Here is an 18,516-nt window from a genome sequence, read left to right as displayed (position 1 = left end):
CTACAACAGAATTCTGGTTCCTGATCTGACTGGCCATTGCATTATCTCACCACGTTCTTTAGTTGAAATCCTGACCTGTGTAAAACTATTCATGGATGCATACTTACAAAGAAAACGATCCAAAACAGCCCCCATCAGAAAACTGCTCCCCCCCGCAAAAGCCGCTTCATCGAATGTAACCGTGATTTCCAGTCCACGCCCAAACGTGATGGGACCTTTTAGCGGCACCCGACAAGTTATCGGGCGACATTGTATCGATTGCAGTCCTTCAATTTGCTTGGCTATCGCGTGCTCGGAATAATCTGCATACAATGCCAGCATATCACGCAACGCCTTGGCACCTTGCTGCTGATCATTATTGACCAAGCTGAGGTAGTTCAATGATAAATGATTGATTAAACGCCACATGTAACTGCTTTCCGTAGCGGATGGCTTGGGATCCGTAGGGCCCACTAAACAAACGATATGGTCAATAGGCGCGCTTACTTCCCAACTAAAATCAGACTTGTTGCCATCCAATAACAAAAGCTTTGGCAAATCCCTGTTGGTACAAAGTGCCCGAACTCCCAGTTGTTTCATTTCGGTATCGAAAGGCATCTCGCTGGAATCCACCAGGGATAAATAGACTTCGCTACCAACATATTCAGTTTTTAAAATATTTGAACTGGTATTGACTGGAAATAAGGTGGGTTGACGTCTGATCGTATAGTAAGCAAAAGTGCCGGTATTTCCACTGTGCTCATGCGAACTGGAATAAAAAGGACGGAATGTCTGCTCTGATTGCATATCGCTTCCAAATCCAATGACTTCGAGAATACTGAAGACCTCAAAATCATTGGATTTGGTTTTATCGACAACCAGATGATGTTCTGCATTATGCTGTTTCAAGTGAATGCGATCCGCATGCTTTTCAAACAGATTGATCGCCGGCGTACAATTCAATCTGAAATTTTCTGCATGAACAACGTGTTCCAATTTATCTTGCGAAACATCCAACAGAATCAAAATTTCAATTTCATCCGTATCGCATTGTTGAAACACTGCATTAAGTTGATTCAATTGAAAAAATAAGAAACGCTCAGGCAATGCAAAATATTCCTGCAATAGACGGTAGCCCTGAAAGGTTTGTGCCGTATCGGGCAACAAGGATTCTTCCTGACTGTAGCCCACCGATTGAAGCATCGAACGATCCAAAACATAACTTTGTTGATTTGATGGATTTCTGATGACAACCGACAGGCCATGTCCCATGATTAATTCATAGAGTTGTACAGGCAGGCTGCCCGTGCCATGCAAGTAAAACGTTAAATGATCGGTAGCCAGTTGATTAAAGCGATAATTTGCAGCAGTCTGCAGTTTTATTCTAAAACCTGATTTTGTTTTTTTGGTATTTAAACCAGGATGAACCGGCACCTGGCCCAGGGGTAAATAAACAGCTTCCTTGACCTGGACTGGCCAAACGTTCACTTCGTGCGCAATTTGAAATTCACACCGACTCCGTCCTCCGCCTGCGGCCCTGCTGAAAAACTTAGTTCCCCGTTTCAGCACAAAACCCGTTTCAGTGATTCCCCCTTTATAGTCGGGATTAATCTGCACAATCATCATTGATGGCAAGGGGGCAAGGTAATGCGGATACACGATTTCCAGCAAATGTTGCGTGAAACGGGGAAATTCCGCATCCATTTTCAATTGAATGCGTGCTGTCAGAAAGGCAAAACCCTCTAGTAATCGCTCTACATAGGGATCGCTACATTCAGTGCTCCCCAAATCGAGATTTGCGGCAATTTTTGGATAACGCTTGGCGAATTCAAATCCCATCTCACGGATGAATCGCAATTCCTTCTCATAATAATCAAGCAAGCGCGGTGTCATTTTTGTCCTTGGATTTTAATGCATGTCATAAATAATCACTTGACTGCTTTCCAATTCAACTTCAGTTCGTAAATGTAAATGCAAAGGTAATGGCTTTGCGCATATTTCACCTTCTATTTCAAAAACAAAAACGTTATGTTCTTTTTTATTCTCATCTGCGATCACTTTAACGGTTAATGTTTTTTGGATTATCCTCGGCTCAAAATCAATAATGGCTTTCAATAACAAACGCTCCAATTGGATCATATCCAGTCCGGAAACAGTCTTTCCCGTGAAATCCGGTACGCCGAAATTAATAACCGATCGCGCTGTTTCAGGGAAGTCATCGAGTCCCTCGTTGGGAACATATTGAATGGCATTGAATAACCATTCGAGATCCCGCTTCACGCACGATTGAATATCTTGCTTTGAGCTGATAGAAGCACTTAGCGTATTATATTGAGCCTGCAATCCAACCAGTTGATGGTGCAATTGATGCTGTTTCTCTTTCTGCCCATCAATTCCCATGCCCTCGTGATTGGTTGGCATATTGGTTGAATTATTCAAATCCTGCTCTACTTGTTTAATTTTCTGCTTGACTTCGTTTATCAGCTGATTGACCGGATCTTCATTGGTAAGCCGATCCAACAATGATGGTAAAAAAAGGTCTTTTGAGAAGGTTCCCAAAACATCACCCCTCGACGTGACTCGAAGCAGGTTTGATATCAATTGTTCGGGTTTCCAGCAGGGGATATTCGGATTGATCGGTTATCCACATTTTCTGCCCATATCCGATACTTAAATCATGCGGAAATTCTTGCCAAACCGTTTTACGAGACAACGCCAGAAGCGGGTCTGTTTGATAGGATCGCGGGTACCGAGCTGGCATCAATCCGTAATTTTCTCCACCATTTTGCCAAGTAAAATGTGTCGGAAGCCACACAACATCACGTAAATCAACAGGCTCTTCGATTACAATCGAGCGCAGGTTTTCCAAACTCGTCCATATATAACGACCGTCGATAATAGCTTCTATGACGGGTCCAATTCGCGCATCGCTATCAGCCAGCCATGCAAACGATTCATTGTTTATCGTTCCACCGAGACTTGGCGCTTCCTCGAATGCCTGCATACGAAACGTTTGAGAGGCCTCATATTTTTCTTCCGCAGCCAACCTTAGCGCTTGAATCATCAATGCAATCCATTGCTTGGGTTCTCCGATAATCATGGGTTCTTTCTGTCCCAGAAAAACCTGCTCTCTGATTCGTTCACAAGCAATAACCTGGTGGTACATCAACACCATTGCGATTGAACTATCATCCAGTTCCTTCACAACTTTTAATTGGGTCAGCGCTCTATCCCATTGCCCCATTACCGCCAACAATTGAAATAAAAAGATCCTATCCTGAGAATTCGATGGCTGCTTCTTGATCCGGTCCTGCAGCAGTCGCAACGACTCGTCTAAGTTACCCAACTTTAAGCAATCTTCAGGTGTCATGCTGGCATTATTAATTTAATTGAGTGTTATTAAGGAAGCGTCAACTCACTCGCACAGTCGTCACCATTCGTTATGAATCAACACTTCCGTTACCTATTACGCTACTACTATTCAGCTTTATTTGTTTCTAGATTCCATTTTTTGGGCCCCACGGCAGTACCTGCCTTACCATCATTACCCACAGGGGTGTAGGTCCAAGATATCTTGTCATATACAAATGTCACTGTTTCATTAGGACGGCCGGAACCGCCACCGCCTACTGAAATAGACTGAATCATTGCATTTTCTAATTCATACTTGATATAGCACACTCTTTCTCCGGATTCCTGACATACTTCCAGCACTACTTTGGCAATATGTGTTCCCTTGGCGCAATATAAGCTGAGATCCACGCTCGCTTTGTCCATGCTTTTTGAAATGACAAAAGGACTAAAATCAGCGCGAGCTGCGCCACGACCCCCAGTGCCGCTAGCGCCGGACATAGGTTGACTCAATCCATGATTGAAAGCGAATACTTCGATCCATTCCTTATGACCATCATCTGTTGATTCGCCTTTAATAGGGTCGCAGCTTAGATAGGTATTTGTAGCCATTCTCTTCTCCTTGATTTACTGAGATTAATTAATAAAAATAACGCTCGACACATGCTTCACACCCTACTCCGGAAACTAAGTGCGAATAATTCAAATTTTACAACCCGGTTATTTCTTCTCTGAAGGCAATCTTGAAACTAATCGTAAAGACACGGTTAATCCCTCCAGTTGATAATGCGGCCTCAGGTAAAACTTGGAAGTATAGTAGCCAGGATTTCCTTCTACTGCTTCGACGACCACTTCAGCTTGGGCCAAGGGTTTTCTGGCCTTGTCAATTTCACTCGCTGTCGCCGGGTTGGCTTCAACGTAATTATTAATCCACTTTTGCAACCATGCTTGCATATCGTCCCGTTCCTTAAAGGAACCGACCTTATCTCTCACAATACATTTGAGGTAATGCGCAAAACGGCAAACTGCAAATAAGTAAGGTAGTCTGGCCGACAAATTTGCGTTGGCAGTTGCATCCGGATCATCGTACTCAAAAGGTTTTTGCAACGATTGTGCACCAATAAATGCTGCAAAATCAGAATTTTTCTTATGCAGTAATGGCATAAAGCCATTTTTGGCAAGCTCCGCTTCACGTCGATCATCAATGGCAATTTCAGTAGGACATTTCATATCAACGCCGCCATCATCCGTAGGAAAAGTATGCGTAGGCAATCCCTCGACAGCCCCACCCGATTCGATACCCCGAATCCGCGAACACCAACCGTACAATTTAAACGCACGATTGATATTCACGCCCATCGCGTATGCTGAATTGCTCCAGGTATATTTACTGTGATCTGCATTGGCAACATTTTCTTCGAAATCAAATTGTTCCACGGGTGATGTTTTGGCGCCATAAGGCAGGCGGGACAAAAAACGCGGTAATGTCAATCCAATATAGCGAGCATCCTCGGACTCTCTCAGAGACCGCCATGCTGCATATTCCGGGGTGCCAAATATCTTGGTTAAATCACGTGGATCAGCAAGCTCTTGCCAGGAATCCATATTCATGACTTTAGGAGATGCCGCTGCGATGAAAGGCATATGCGCTGCCGCTGAAACTTTGGCGATTTCTTTCAGAAACTCTACGTCCTGTGGAGAGTGATCGAACTCGTAATCCCCGATCAAACAACCAAAGGGCTCTCCACCAAACATTCCATACTCATGCGTATAGATTTTTTTAAAGACCGGACTTTGATCCCAAGCAGTTCCTTGAAATTTTTTGAGTGTCTTATGCACCTCTTTTTTAGTGACATTAAACACCTTGATTTTTAGCATTTCATCGGTTTCAGTATTGTTCACCAAATGGTGCAATCCTCTCCAGCTGCCTTCCAATTTTTGGAAATCATCATGATGCAAAATCAGATTTACTTGATCGCTCAGCACTTTATCGATTTGCGCAATCATTGACTGGATGGTTCTGATTGCATCTACCTCATCTTTTGGTATTAAGCTTTTCCCATCATTGAGAGCCTGATAAGCCAATGTCCTTACCGACTTTTCAATAGCTCCTTCAGCTTCTGGTGATTTAGGTTTAAATTCTTTCCGCAATAACTCAGAAAAAACATCCGACTCTTGTGTTTTCGCTTCCTCTTTGGGTGAATCAATCGCTGTCTCGGCCATCATTTATTCTCCTTATTTTTTACTTGGATTCGCTTTCAGAAACCTCAGATTCCGGTTGCTGAGGCTTTGGCGTCGAAGCTAATGACTTAAGCAAGGCTTCATCTTTCAATATTTCAGCGATTTTTTTCTCAGCACCGCCTTTTCCATCCATGTAAGTAATTAAATTGGCAAGTTCCGTTCTGGTTTGCAGCAGTTCTTTCAATCCATCAACCTTTTCAGCAACTCTTGCCGGCGAGAAATCATCCATATTCTCAAAAGTAATATCCACACTGATATTTCCTTCGCCAGTTAAAACATTGGGTACTTGAAAAGCAACCCGTGGTTTCATTGCTTTTAACCGCTCACTGAAATTATCAACATCAATTTCAAGAAAATCTCTCTCGCTGACTTCGGGCAAAGCTTCTGCCGGTTTACCCGACAAATCCGCCATCACACCCATCACGAATGGCAACTGGATCTTTTTCTCGGCACCATATAATTCGACATCGTATTCAATCTGCACACGCGGCGCACGGTTACGTGCGATAAATTTTTGACTGCTCTCGGCCATAGCTTCTCCCCTTCTCTAAAAGTTACTGAGTTTCTTAATTAATCAAAACCCGATTGACTGCAAAAAAAAGAAACCAGTAGATCAATGAAAAAATTCTAATCGTTGGAAACAAATGAATCTGTGATAAAAATCACGTTTGGTTAAAGGAAACAGATAAAGAATAATCGCAGCTAAAATCCACCCTCTTCAAAATATATTGCTTTGTGACAATAATTCCTCCCATCGCTATTAATAATAGAACCAAAGAATTATTTTTCCTTATCAGAATCAATAATTTTCTTAAAAACTTTCATATCTTCCGGCGGTATTGCTTCAATAATTTCCAGAAAATTCTTGGTCATTAAGGTTTGTGCCAATCGAATGATCAAGGAAACCGGATTGGTTGGCTCAGTTCGCTCAAGATACTTGCAAACTTTTTCAAGAACACGGGTGATATCTTCGCGACTCCTTATTTCCCCTTGAGAAGAACCATTTTTGTCCGCCATCCTAACGCCCTCACCAGCTAAAGAAGATTCTTCCAGGTCAGTGTCCTGACTTGATGTCGCTGCATTTTTACACAATAACAAAATTGGCTCTAACGCGATCTGCAATTTACTAAAATCCGGGAGCTGAGCTTCATTGACTTTTTGTTTGAGAAAATTTCTTATTTCTTGCAGAGTTTCTAATGCTTCTGTTATCAAATTACTGAAGTTCTGGACTGCTTGCGCATTATCTTGCGCATGAAACATTTCTTCAATTTGTGCTTGCGTATATCCCACTTCAACATTTGTACCTGATATTTTTCCCAAAACAATTAAGATATCGCGTATTGATATTCTGACCGGCGGGAATAAAATAATCACATTCTGAACATCGCGCACCAAAATTCCATAATCCCCAATTTCGGAGAGCACATTCAATCTGCGTGTAGGATCATTGTCATCTTCACTGTCAAGATTGGGATGAATATCTTCCCAGTACAAGGTCAACAAATCATTAATCAAATGTAGTCCGGAGACTAATCCAGCCAATCCTTCACGGCGTGTCCATGCACGGCTCAACCAGATGGCCACGCGTAAGTCCTTGGTGCGTGAAAACAATGCTTCGGCACGGAATGCAATTGTATTCCAGTTCGGTTCTTTTTCAGATACATCGCCCGCAATCCTTTCTTGTGGACTCTCCAGATCCTCGCTTAATTTGAGAAAATCAGCATCGTACTCAAGATCCGGACCGCAAGGTGATTCAGCAGATACTGATTTAAGTAATCTTTCAATTTCCATAATCATCTTGAGATTAATTCATTAACATTAAGATAAATATTCAAAAAATTGGCTAACACAATTTAATACGCTATAACCCCTATAGTCTATACGTATTTCCAAAATAATACATTCCTTCAACAGGTTTTAGAGCATCAAATCTGCAGAAACCAAAATGTAACAGCTAATCCACTTGTCATATGAAATGAAACTCATCATGCCTCAGAAAGCAGCGCTAATAGTTCTTACCATGAATTTATATAATTGCACAATTTCTTTATGTCCCTTACAGTATACGAATCGACTGCTTTATTCCCAGCCTGCTAGCAGTTTCCTAGCAGGCTGGGAATTCATGTAGCTTGTTGCTGGATTTGATGCATATATGCTTAACATTTACGTGTATTCAAGGTGTTTGTATTTTTCGCATCACTCAATGCAGATCTAAGAAAGCAAGGAATGGTTATATGGATGTTTGTTTTTTAGAAGGATATCTCACATCTGAGCATGCCTATAGCCGGGTGGCAGTAAATCACCTGCCTTTTCTTATTGGCCGGATGCCAGATTCGGGGCTGCCTATCGATGCCGATACCATATCTCGTCATCATGCAGAAATTTTCAGTTGCGATGGGCAATTATGCATAAGAGATCTTAATAGCACCAATGGGACTTTTCTCAATGATAACAAGATCACTCAGAGCCTACCGATTGAGGATGGTGATATTGTGCGCCTGGGTGATGTGGAATTAAGAATTATTATTGAACATGGGAAACCATCGGCTACCGCCGATGAACAAGAACATACCTACATTGCTACCGGCAATGTCCTGGAAAAAATTGCCAGAGGCGCTAAAGAGCTGAAAGTGCTTCTTCAGAATAAACAGGTAAAATGTGCGCCACAACCTGTGTTTGATAATCATCTGGCGATTGTCGCCTATGAGCTACTAGGGCGCGGAACTCACCCTTTGTTACCTGAATCTCCTGAAGCGCTTTTTTATATTGCTGAACAGAGAAGTGCCGAAATTGCATTAAGCGAATTATTTCTTGAAACAGGATTAATAGAAGCGCACAACTACCCGCAAAATGTTTACTTTTTCTTTAATATACATCCTAAAGAAATCGAGAATATCAATAATTTATATCATCATCTTGATAAAATTCGTGAAACCTATCCACACACCAAGCTAGTCCTGGAAATACCTGAAAAAGCGGTTTCCAATATCCAGCAAATGAGTGAACTAAAAAGTCACTTGCACGCATTAAAAATTGGCTTGGCATATGATGATTTTGGCGCTGGTCAAGCACGTTTGCTCGAATTATCAGAAGCTTCTCCAGATATATTGAAATTTGATATTTGTCTTATTCATAACATAGATATGGCCAGCCACGCTCGGCAACGCATGGTAGAAATGCTGGTGAGCTATAGCCATGAACAAGGCATTAAAGTATTAGCCGAGGGCGTGGAAACAGCAGGCGAGGATAAGGTGAGTCGGCAAATCGGTATCGATTTATTGCAAGGCTTCTATTATGGTAAACCGGGGGACAGGATTGGTTGCTGAGATGCATTGCTTGCGTCGCATTAGGAAAGCAGGCCGGAATCGGGGATAAGCCATAAATAAGCGGACTGACCCAATGAACCGTTCAGCTGAATAGCATGGAGTTTGGCATACGCTAATTATAGCTCATCAATATTTAGTGTCGTTCGCATACTTTAATACCCAAAGAAAGAACGAACCGCGAACTGGCGGCATCTCGCATAAATATGATTTATTATAAAAGGGTCTGACCCCTTTGTTGCCTTCCTTTGTTGCCTTTGTTGGACCCCTTTGTTGGACTACCTTTTTTGTGCGCTCATTTTGGCCATGCCCATGATGGAATCTGCTTGCCGGTTCCAAACGACCACACAGCATTGACCGATCGGTTTTTGCTATCGAGCTCCACGGGTTCGGGTTTTGCCAGCACCGGTCCGACCTGTCTATGCCATCACGTGATACTGTCTGTCCTTCTCGTGATGCCTGAAGATCGAATCCGTATTAATTATCCTCCTTTTTTGATGTATCGATATGAAGCACAACCGGCGGCGCTTGCGGGTTTGACTCTGGACTGTCGAATGACTCTAATAACGCTCTTAGTTCACCCTCTGATGTAATACTAGCGATTATGTCCATTGCACTCGATAATTTCTCCGGTGTTATCTCCTCAGTATCTTCTTTATTTTTCGGTGTTAGTGTTAATGGCTCGCGTGGGTCGACCGGTTTCTTGCGCTCGTACTCGCCTATTAAGTTTGCGAATGCTAACTCGTGACCTAAGACGGTGGGACGTGCTTGTTTCGCGTCCCAGATTACGTCTGTAGATATGTCCTTGTAACGCGTGCTTGGGATTAATACCTGTATGGCCTTGCGCTCGCACGCGCCTCCTGCGATGAATGCGTCGTTCCCTTGTAAGCTCCATTCCGCCCAGTTGTATAATACCGACCCTCTGTCGAGGTTGAACGGAGCGTCGTACTGCTTTCCTTTGTTGTCTAGATCGGCCCGGCGTTTTAAGTTTGCTATGCCCTTTTGGCCTTCAGTTGATTGAACGTAAGATGGATTTACGTATACGCTTTTCATTGACCGATCTATTTGTTTGGATGTCACGGATTGCGTCGACCATTTGTCTCTGAAGATATTTTGCGGATTCCAAACCTCTTGACTTCTGCCTAGAACTAACATGTTAGTACTCGGGTCGGCTCCTATCGCTATGAATTGATTCCATGTATCAATGTTCTGTAAGGTCGGCTGCTTCAGTGGTTGGTCTCCTCGGTGCATCTTCGCATATGCTTTGCTCGAATTAATTGTTGCTATTCGGAAGTTGGTCATCATATTAACTAAATTTGTTCGGGGCATCTTATGTGTTTCCTCGAGGGCTGATTGATGGGTATGTGTTTTTGGGTATTGTACTCTCTTTTCTCTCTCGATCTAGTCATGGGACTGAGTTTTGACTTTCTTGTTTATGTTCATGTGTTTCATTGTGCTCTGGGCTATTTGACCATATTTTCTCTCTTCCTCGGTTTCTTAAATCAGGTGCGTTGTTGTTGGTTGTTGGTTGTTGGTTGTTGGTTGTTGTCTCTTCTACTCAGGATACTTTCGTTGTCTCCCGTACTTCGTTCTGCTCTATTCATGTTGCGTGGGTGATCCAGAAAAAGTAGTTCGGTCGCATTGGCTGAAAATCGGGTGTAAGCCGGAACCCTCGGGATTTTTGAAGCTGCGAGCATAATAGAGTTTCTGAAAAAACATCGCTAAGGAGAATAAATGAGTAACTGCCTATGAAAAATCTCAACAATGACTGATTTGCGCAGTGAGAATTCTCACAGGCTTTGTAACCAATATTTCTATATACTTACCGGCATTAGGGATAGGGCGTTTTTTAGAGATAAGGAGGAACGTATAAAAAATGGAACGGGCACTACTAGCGTTTATCTGGATTACCCTTGCCGCTGCTTGTTTGATTCTGACGGGCTGCTCCAGCCCCCCCAAACCTCCCGTAGCCGTGGTCTCTCTCAATGTACAACCCAATATCAATCCTTACACCACAACGACAGCAGAAACAAAAGCGCCAGAAGCGAGGCCGGTTGTCATCAGATTTTACGAGCTTACTTCACTGGCAGCATTCAGTTCCGCAGATTTTTTCTCGATTTTTAATGACTACAAAGCGACTCTTGAGAACGAATTGAAAACGAGTGAAGAATTTAGATTGACACCGGGCCAGAAGCAGAAATTTAACCGAACATTGAATATCGATACACGCTATGTCGGTGTCGTTGCTGCTTACAAAGATCTTGAACAGTCACAATGGCGCGCATCTGCAACCATTCCGCCAAAAGAAGAAGCGCCTGAAATCTATATTTTTTTAGAAGGAAACAAAATCCAGATTGGTGCCAAACCAGAGTGCGGATTCTTTTGCCAATTTATGTCGCCCAAACCACCGCCGGGAACATTGTATGAAGTTATAGAATAGGCTCGCTAATGAAAAATTTGCAATCCATTAGTTTAATTATTAAATAATCAGAGAAATAGTATGTCCTGGAATAATAAAGTTATTTGGTCGGAAGGAATGTTTCTCCAGCCCCAGCATTTTCAACAGCAAAATCGTTACCATGAACGATTGTTAGAAAATCGCATTGCGCCATTGCTGGGTTATTACTGGGGATTTAGCAGCCTCGAACTCAATTCGACTGCATTAATGCTGGGTAAAATACAATTAACTTCAGGTCGCGGCATCTTCCCTGATGGCACACCGTTTAATTTTCCAGAGCAGGATAAAGCGCCGCTGCCACTGGATATTGACGTTAATTTACGCGATGAAGTCATTGTACTTGCACTGCCCGTGCAACGCGTCAGTGCAACTGAAACTGATTCAGGTGACAGCCAAGACGGCAATTTAGCGCGCTACGCTATTGAAGAAATTGAAGTTTCCGATAACAACACTCAGAACCCAAGCAGCGCATGCTTACAAATAGGACAACTTCGCCTCAGGCTGATGCGTAAACGCGATGCCACAGACGCGTATACTGTTTTAGGTGTAGTGCAAATTTCTGAACGCCGCGCGGATAATCAAGTCGTGCTGCACAAAGAATTCGTCCCGCCATTGTTACACGTTGGTTCTGATGTCATGTTAAGTGGTTATTTGCAAGAATTGTGTGGAATGCTTCATCAGCGGGGTGAAGAATTGGCCTCGCTGATAACACAGCCCGGCCATCGTGGAATTGCAGAGATTGCCGACTTTCTGAGGTTGCAAACCATCAATCGCTATGAGGTGTTGTTCAAGCATTTGACAAAAATTTCAGTATTACATCCAGAAAGACTATATAGCCTATGCATCGGCTTTGCAGGTGACATGTCAGCTTTTGATGAAAAAAACTCGCGTCGCCCTTCCAATTACAAAGAATATCATCATGATGCACTAGCATTATGCTTTAGTAGCCTAATGATGGAACTGCGCCGACTACTTGCACTAGAAGGTATTTCGAATGTGGTTCCTATTGAATTGGAAGAGCGCCAACATAGCATACGCATAGCACTGGTCCATGATAAAGGCTTATTCAAATCTGCGAACTTCATTCTCGCTGTCAACGCGCAACTTCCTGCTGAAGCCATACGAGTAAAAATCCCAGTTCAAGTAAAAGCCGGACCATCAGAAAAAATACGCGATTTAGTGAATCTCGCTTTACCTGGCATACCGCTTACTCCTTTGCCCGTCGCTCCAAGGCAATTGCCTTTTCATGCAGGATTCAACTATTTTGAATTGGAGCGGAAAAATGAATTATGGAAACAATTGGAGCATTCAGCCGGTTTAGTGATACATATTGGAGGAGAGTTCCCAGGGCTTGCGCTTGAACTCTGGGCAATAAAAGAATGAGATAGTTTGACGTTCAATCCTGCTCAACTTCTCAACTTATTAATTTAAATGATTAAATCTTATTATGCGCGAGAATGACCCCTTTGCATCACCAGACTTGGATAAGACAATCATCATGCCATCTCCTGGTGGACGTACTCCCCCTGCACAGCGATCTTCCCCTCAATCATCATTGGGCGTACCGGTTGACAGGTCAATCATTGATAGCGATCACACGCCCGCAGTGACCGGGCTCAATCCCTTAATCACGGCAGCCAACCCGTTATTAAATACCACCACCCTATTACGAACAACCTTGCACCATAACGATTTAGCCGGATTGCGTGATTACCTTGTACAAAGTGTCAAGACTTTTGAAAACCAAGCCAGAGCTGCTGGCGTGCCATCCGAGAAAGTCATTGCAGCACGATATGCACTATGCACGTTTGTTGACGAGTGCATTGCTTCCACGCCGTGGGGAAGTAATGAGTGGGGAAAATACAGTTTACTCATCCAGTTTCATAATGAAACTGTCGGCGGCGAGAAATTTTTCCAACTATTAGCAAAACTTGCTGAAAATCCTAAACCCAATCTCGACATACTCGAATTTATGTATGTCTGCCTTACCTTAGGATTTGAAGGACGCTATCGCGTAATAAATAGCGGCAAGAGCCAGTTGGAAGCATTGCGTGAGCGGCTTGCTCAGATCATTGGAAAAGAACGCAACAAATTCGAACCGGAATTATCGCCTCATTGGCATACGGCTGCTTTCAAGCGCGCCAAGTTTTTTTTATTCATGCCGCTATGGATTTTAGCTTCCTTATGCGGGTTAGCCCTGCTAATAGCCTATTTGAGCTTTAGTTTCCTATTAAGTGACGCTTCAGATCCAGTATTCGCTCAGATACAATCGATTCGCACCGCAAATACCATCCAACATCAACTACCGGTATCGCAACCACCGGCAAGTCCCTATCTTACAGAATTTCTTACTCAGGAGATCAACCAAAGATTGCTGACTGTGCGGTATGAAAATAACCGCCATATCATTACATTACTGGGTGATGGAATCTTCTCGCCTGGCAGCACGGTTGTTTCTCAATCATTTGTACCTGTCTTGAAACGTGTCGCTGATGCTTTAAACAAAAGAACGGGGCAGATTCAAGTCCTGGGTCATACCGACAATCGGCCTATCCGAACAGTAAAATTCCCTTCCAACTGGCATTTGTCGCAAGAACGCGCTCAGTCTGCCGGGCAGCTTCTCGTCAAAATGGGGGTAGCTAGCAATCGAATACAAGCAGAAGGCCGAGCAGATGCCGAACCTATTGCTTCCAATGATACTTCTGAAGGTCGTGCAAAAAATCGGCGAGTCGAAATAATTGTTGACTAAGATTTCATTCAATACTTGTTGGTATATGCATAATTCTATTGAGTAACCTGAGATTAACTAAATGAAAAAGATTCTAAAACTGCTGTTCAACCGCGTAACGTTGACAATTCTTGGCCTGGTTGCCATCAGCGCACTCATATGGTTTGCAGGTCCACTCATCGCATTTGCTGACTATTATCCATTGGCATCGGATACGCACCGGATGATACTTATCGCAGTTATTATCGTCTTTTATATTGGGAAATTAGTCTGGAATTTCATTCACTCCAGAAATCTGAATGTTCGCTTCATGGAAGGACTGCTGCAGCAACCCCCTGCACAGCAAGGCGCTATGAATAGCGCAGGTAGCGAAGAAGTTGCAACGCTGCAAAAACGTTTCGAGGAAGCAGTCGCTGTACTAAAAAATACAAATCTCGGTAAAAAACACGCTTTTCTCGCTAAACTCAACCGACAATATGTATATGAACTTCCCTGGTATATTTTTATCGGCGCACCCGGGTCAGGAAAAACGACAGCGCTGGTGAACTCAGGACTGCAATTTCCACTCGCTGAGCGTTTTGGTCAGGAAGTTATCCATGGGATTGGCGGCACTCGAAACTGTGATTGGTGGTTTACCAATGAAGCCATTTTACTCGACACTGCGGGCCGGTACACCACGCAAGAAAGCAACCAAGAACAAGACAGTGCCGCCTGGAGCGGATTCCTGAAGCTGCTCAAGAAATACCGCCCCCGCCGCCCCATCAACGGTATTATTGTCACCATCAGTTTGACAGATTTACTGCAACAAACGCCCGCCCAGAGAGAAGCGCAAGCGAATTCCATACGTAAGCGTATCCAAGAACTCCATTCCGAGCTTAATATCCGCTTTCCTATTTACGTGCTTGTCACCAAAATGGATTTACTCAATGGCTTTATGGAATTTTTTGGCAAATATGGCAAAGAAGAAAGAATGCAAGTGTGGGGAGCAACTTTTCCACTTTCAGAAAATGAAGATGCCATGCCGCTTGCTAATTTTGGTTCCGAATTCGCTTTACTGGAACAACGCCTCAACGACAGGCTCATTGATTACTTGCAAGATGAAAGAGATATCCAGAAACGCGCCCTACTCTATACTTTTCCCCAGCAATTCAGTGCACTGAAAGCTACGCTCGGGGATTTTCTCGATCAAATTTTTTCGCTGTCACGCTTTAGTCAGCCGCCACTATTACGCGGCATTTACTTTACCAGTGGCATACAAGAAGGCAATCCGATTGATCGCATCATCAGTGGTTTTGCGCGAGCACTGCAGCTTGACGGTAGACAATTAATTCCTCACAAGCCCAGTGGAAAAAGCTTCTTCCTATCACGGCTCATTCAAGACGTCATATTAAACGAGGCAGAAATTGCGGGGACTAATCTTCGCTGGGAACGTCAACGCGCACTGTTGCAATGGAGTGTTTCTTTCATTGCAATATTTTGTACTCTCGGCTTGATTGCTGCATGGGCAATTAGCTTTACCCAGAATCAAGCTTATGTTGCAGAAGTGTCCGCAAAAATACCTGAAGTTTCCAAGCAGGTTGAGCAACTCCCCGTGGTACAGAATATCAATATGCCAGATCTCATCGCTGCGCTCAAAGCCGTGAAGGAACTTGCCATGATCCCCGGCGGCAACATGGAATCACCACCACTTTCCATGAGTATGGGTCTTTATCAAGGCGATAAACTGACAGCTGCGGCGAACAATTCTTTTCAACGGCTACTGCAGGATACATTTCTTCCACAACTGATACTGCGTATCGAATATATACTCAGCAGCGCAAATGCCAGCAATATGGAATTATTATATGAAGGCCTTAAAGCCTATCTTATGCTGCATCAAGCCGAACATTTTGATCCGGTAGCTTTAAAGGCTTTTATCATGTTGGATTGGGAAATCAGCTTGCCGAGGGAATTTACCCATGATCAACGCAAGATTCTGGAATCACACCTTGATTCCTTATTGAGCCATGACCATTTAGCTTCCCCCATTCCAATCAATACGCAACTCATCAACCGGGTACGCTCCATCATCGCTAAAACACCTTTAGCACAGCGGATTTATAACCGCCTAAAACTTCAAGGAATGAATATTAATGTTCCTGAATTTACCATCGCAACAAGCGTAGGATCGGCAGCCACCCTTGTATTCGAGCGTAAAAGCGGCATGCCTCTTAGCAAGGGAATATCAGGTTTATATACCTATGATGGCTATTACAATTTTTTCCCGCAGGCAGCCAAGGAAATCACTCAGCAGCTTGCTCAAGAAGAATCTTGGGTACTTGGTCTTCCCGAAAAACAAAGCAAATTAATATTCAGTTCCCAAGATGAATTTCAAATCAATGAAGAAGTTCGCCGCTTATATTTGCAGGACTACGCAAAAAACTGGGATGCCTTCATTAACGATATAAAACTCATCAATGCAAACTCCTTGCAAAAAAATATTGAATTAACACGACTTCTTTCTGCCGCCGACTCTCCACTTTCGTTATTGTTAAGAGCCATCGTCAAAGAAGTTACATTGGTCAACACTGATCCCGCTGAAAGAAATATGGTTGAGAAAGCCACCGATCAAGTCAAGAATGCAAGCAAAACTTTAAAGCAGTTACTTGGGCGTTCGGAAGAAAAAATAATGACCGCAGAACTTGTTTCAAGGCCAGAGCATATTGTTGACGAAAAATTTAAGGAGTTGCGTCGCTTGGTGCAGGCACAAAGTCCTGGACAATCAGCCCCCATAGACGGACTACTTTCTCAGGTTAATGAACTTTACTTATTCCTTACGGCAACTGAAGAGGCACTAAAGACAAACACTACGCTTCCAACCAGTAAAGTACAATCAGAAATGGGAGCCAATGCCCGTCGCTTAAATGAACCGCTACGTTCTATGTTCACAACACTTTCTTCCAGCAGCCAGAATCAGACTGAAGGAATGACACGGGGTAACTTGAATCAATCGCTCAAAATAGCAATTACTGATTTCTGTCAGAAAGCGATTGCCGGACGATATCCTTTTACGAAAAAAAGTAACCAGGATGTGACACAAGACGACTTTACGCAATTATTCGGTTTTGGTGGACGTTTTGATGAATATTTCCAGAAAGAACTGGCTCAGTATGTGGATAACACAAAACAAGCATGGTATTTCCGACAAACTGGCAATGCTCCCAGAGATCTTCAAGAATTCAAACGTGCGCAAATTATCCGCGATATTTTTTTCCGTGGGGGAGCGCGTGCCACGAACATCAATTTCACGTTCAAACCAATCGATATGGATCCAGCGATCACACAATTTATTCTGGATATCGATGGACAACTGGTGAAATATAGTCATGGCCCTCAAGTACCGGTTTCCATTCAATGGCCTGGTCCGCGAGGAAGTACGCAGGTACGTCTACAAATTTTTCCTGCTCAACAAGAAGGCATATCGGGACAAGTCTTTGAAGGCCCTTGGGCGCTGTTTCGCATGTTCGATAACGTGCAAATCAATCCATCCTCACAACCCGAAAAATTCAGCGCAATCTTCAATATCAACGGTAGAAAAGCGCAATTTGAAGTAACGACCAGTAGTGTTCAGAATCCATTCCGACTGCAAGAGCTCAAAGAATTCAGATGCCCCTCTACGCTATGATGGGCGATAAAGAATTCTTAACTGTCGGTTGGTACGGAAAAATACCGTCTCTTGGTGACTTCGTTTCACGTCGCTTACCTCCCAGTTTTATTGATATCTGGGATACTTGGTTGCAAAAGGCCATAGCATCAAGCCGGGAACAATTAGGCGAGCATTGGCTTGATTTATATCTTACCAGCCCAATTTGGCGCTTTATACTCATGCCGGATACCTGTGGCAATACCAAAGTATGGACAGGTATTCTCATGCCAAGTGTCGATAAAGTTGGGCGGCATTTCCCGTTAACCATTGTCACTGAAATTGAACCATATCCCGGCACTGTGTTATCAATCCTTCTAGCACAGCATTGGTATGCAGCTCTGGAACAAGTTGCACTAACTTCGCTAGATTTCAATATATCGCCTGATGACTTAGATCAAAACTTATCATGCCACCCTCCTCCTATATTTTCGGGTGCAGGCTCATCATTTTATCGTCAAGAATTGGGTGATTGGTGGCAAGCTTCGTCTCTAAAAGGTAATAATCATCAGTCATTATCATTACCGACGACAGACTCTCTGGTTGAAGTTTTCAATGAGGCAAGTCAAGATGTTTTTAGTAAAATAGGACTCGGCAAAAGTATATGGTGGAAGGTTGACTTTGAAACGGATAAAACACAGTTGCACTGTTTTACCGGGCTTCCACCGGAAAACAACTTTTCGATTCTACTTGATAATGTTACGCAATAAGGGCGTTCTAAATTTAAAGTTAACCTCCTGATTAAAAATTAAAT

The 18,516-nt window shown here is 43.2% G+C and carries 15 protein-coding genes; 6 read left to right on the top strand and 9 right to left on the bottom strand.

Annotated elements, in window-relative coordinates; all coding sequences use genetic code 11:
* The 7 genes from tssF to tssA all read right to left on the bottom strand — a co-directional run bounded on the left by tssF (window position 1) and on the right by tssA (window position 7,362).
* Window positions 1-1,872, bottom strand: coding sequence for a type VI secretion system baseplate subunit TssF (gene tssF / locus C8R34_RS13475; RefSeq protein WP_110341461.1), 1,872 nt, complete (start codon window positions 1,870-1,872; stop codon window positions 1-3).
* 15 nt (window positions 1,873-1,887) lie between these two features.
* Window positions 1,888-2,538, bottom strand: coding sequence for a type VI secretion system baseplate subunit TssE (gene tssE, locus C8R34_RS13470; RefSeq protein WP_132467111.1), 651 nt, complete (start codon window positions 2,536-2,538; stop codon window positions 1,888-1,890).
* A gap of 4 nt (window positions 2,539-2,542) precedes the next feature.
* Window positions 2,543-3,349 carry a type VI secretion system accessory protein TagJ gene (locus C8R34_RS13465; protein WP_110341456.1) on the bottom strand — a complete coding sequence of 269 codons (807 nt, stop codon included), beginning with the start codon at window positions 3,347-3,349 and terminating at the stop codon, window positions 2,543-2,545.
* A 107-nt stretch (window positions 3,350-3,456) separates the two neighbouring features.
* The gene (locus C8R34_RS13460; protein ID WP_110341454.1) at window positions 3,457-3,942 is read right to left on the bottom strand and encodes a type VI secretion system tube protein Hcp; all 486 of its coding nucleotides are present in this window, start codon (window positions 3,940-3,942) and stop codon (window positions 3,457-3,459) included.
* A 108-nt stretch (window positions 3,943-4,050) separates the two neighbouring features.
* Complete coding sequence (gene tssC / locus C8R34_RS13455) at window positions 4,051-5,556, bottom strand: type VI secretion system contractile sheath large subunit (RefSeq protein WP_110341452.1); 1,506 nt, start codon at window positions 5,554-5,556, stop codon at window positions 4,051-4,053.
* A 16-nt stretch (window positions 5,557-5,572) separates the two neighbouring features.
* Window positions 5,573-6,103 carry a type VI secretion system contractile sheath small subunit gene (gene tssB / locus C8R34_RS13450; RefSeq protein WP_110341450.1) on the bottom strand — a complete coding sequence of 177 codons (531 nt, stop codon included), beginning with the start codon at window positions 6,101-6,103 and terminating at the stop codon, window positions 5,573-5,575.
* Window positions 6,104-6,351: 248 nt separating this feature from the next.
* On the bottom strand, window positions 6,352-7,362 hold the full coding sequence (gene tssA / locus C8R34_RS13445; protein ID WP_165872577.1) for a type VI secretion system protein TssA: 1,011 nt from the start codon (window positions 7,360-7,362) through the stop codon (window positions 6,352-6,354).
* 338 nt (window positions 7,363-7,700) lie between these two features.
* Here tssA and C8R34_RS13440 point away from each other — a divergent pair, with 338 nt between their 5' ends.
* On the top strand, window positions 7,701-8,897 hold the full coding sequence (locus tag C8R34_RS13440; protein ID WP_110341446.1) for an EAL domain-containing protein: 1,197 nt from the start codon (window positions 7,701-7,703) through the stop codon (window positions 8,895-8,897).
* A gap of 474 nt (window positions 8,898-9,371) precedes the next feature.
* Here C8R34_RS13440 and C8R34_RS13435 read toward each other — a convergent pair whose 3' ends face one another.
* Complete coding sequence (locus C8R34_RS13435) at window positions 9,372-9,947, bottom strand: hypothetical protein (protein WP_132467110.1); 576 nt, start codon at window positions 9,945-9,947, stop codon at window positions 9,372-9,374.
* 449 nt (window positions 9,948-10,396) lie between these two features.
* Window positions 10,397-10,591, bottom strand: a complete 195-nt coding sequence (locus tag C8R34_RS16310) for a hypothetical protein (RefSeq protein ID WP_132467109.1) — start codon at window positions 10,589-10,591, stop codon at window positions 10,397-10,399.
* Between the two features lie 179 nt (window positions 10,592-10,770).
* Here C8R34_RS16310 and tssJ point away from each other — a divergent pair, with 179 nt between their 5' ends.
* From tssJ to tagF, 5 genes are all read left to right on the top strand, one after another.
* Window positions 10,771-11,334 (top strand): type VI secretion system lipoprotein TssJ, encoded by a 564-nt coding sequence (tssJ, locus tag C8R34_RS13430; RefSeq protein ID WP_110341442.1) that lies wholly within the window; start codon window positions 10,771-10,773, stop codon window positions 11,332-11,334.
* A 60-nt stretch (window positions 11,335-11,394) separates the two neighbouring features.
* Window positions 11,395-12,735, top strand: a complete 1,341-nt coding sequence (gene tssK / locus C8R34_RS13425) for a type VI secretion system baseplate subunit TssK (protein ID WP_110341440.1) — start codon at window positions 11,395-11,397, stop codon at window positions 12,733-12,735.
* Window positions 12,736-12,799: 64 nt separating this feature from the next.
* Complete coding sequence (locus C8R34_RS13420; protein WP_110341438.1) at window positions 12,800-14,101, top strand: DotU family type VI secretion system protein; 1,302 nt, start codon at window positions 12,800-12,802, stop codon at window positions 14,099-14,101.
* 61 nt (window positions 14,102-14,162) lie between these two features.
* Complete coding sequence (gene tssM / locus C8R34_RS13415; protein ID WP_110341436.1) at window positions 14,163-17,744, top strand: type VI secretion system membrane subunit TssM; 3,582 nt, start codon at window positions 14,163-14,165, stop codon at window positions 17,742-17,744.
* Window positions 17,726-18,472 carry a type VI secretion system-associated protein TagF gene (tagF, locus tag C8R34_RS13410; protein WP_207896481.1) on the top strand — a complete coding sequence of 249 codons (747 nt, stop codon included), beginning with the start codon at window positions 17,726-17,728 and terminating at the stop codon, window positions 18,470-18,472. Before tssM ends, tagF begins: the two co-directional genes overlap by 19 nt.
* Window positions 18,473-18,516: the final 44 nt, after the last annotated feature.

It is taken from the genome of Nitrosomonas sp. Nm84, from assembly GCF_003201565.1.
Lineage (GTDB): Bacteria > Pseudomonadota > Gammaproteobacteria > Burkholderiales > Nitrosomonadaceae > Nitrosomonas.
The sequence above is the reverse complement of the archived record's forward strand: the minus strand, read 5'-3'. Positions and strand labels throughout refer to the sequence as shown.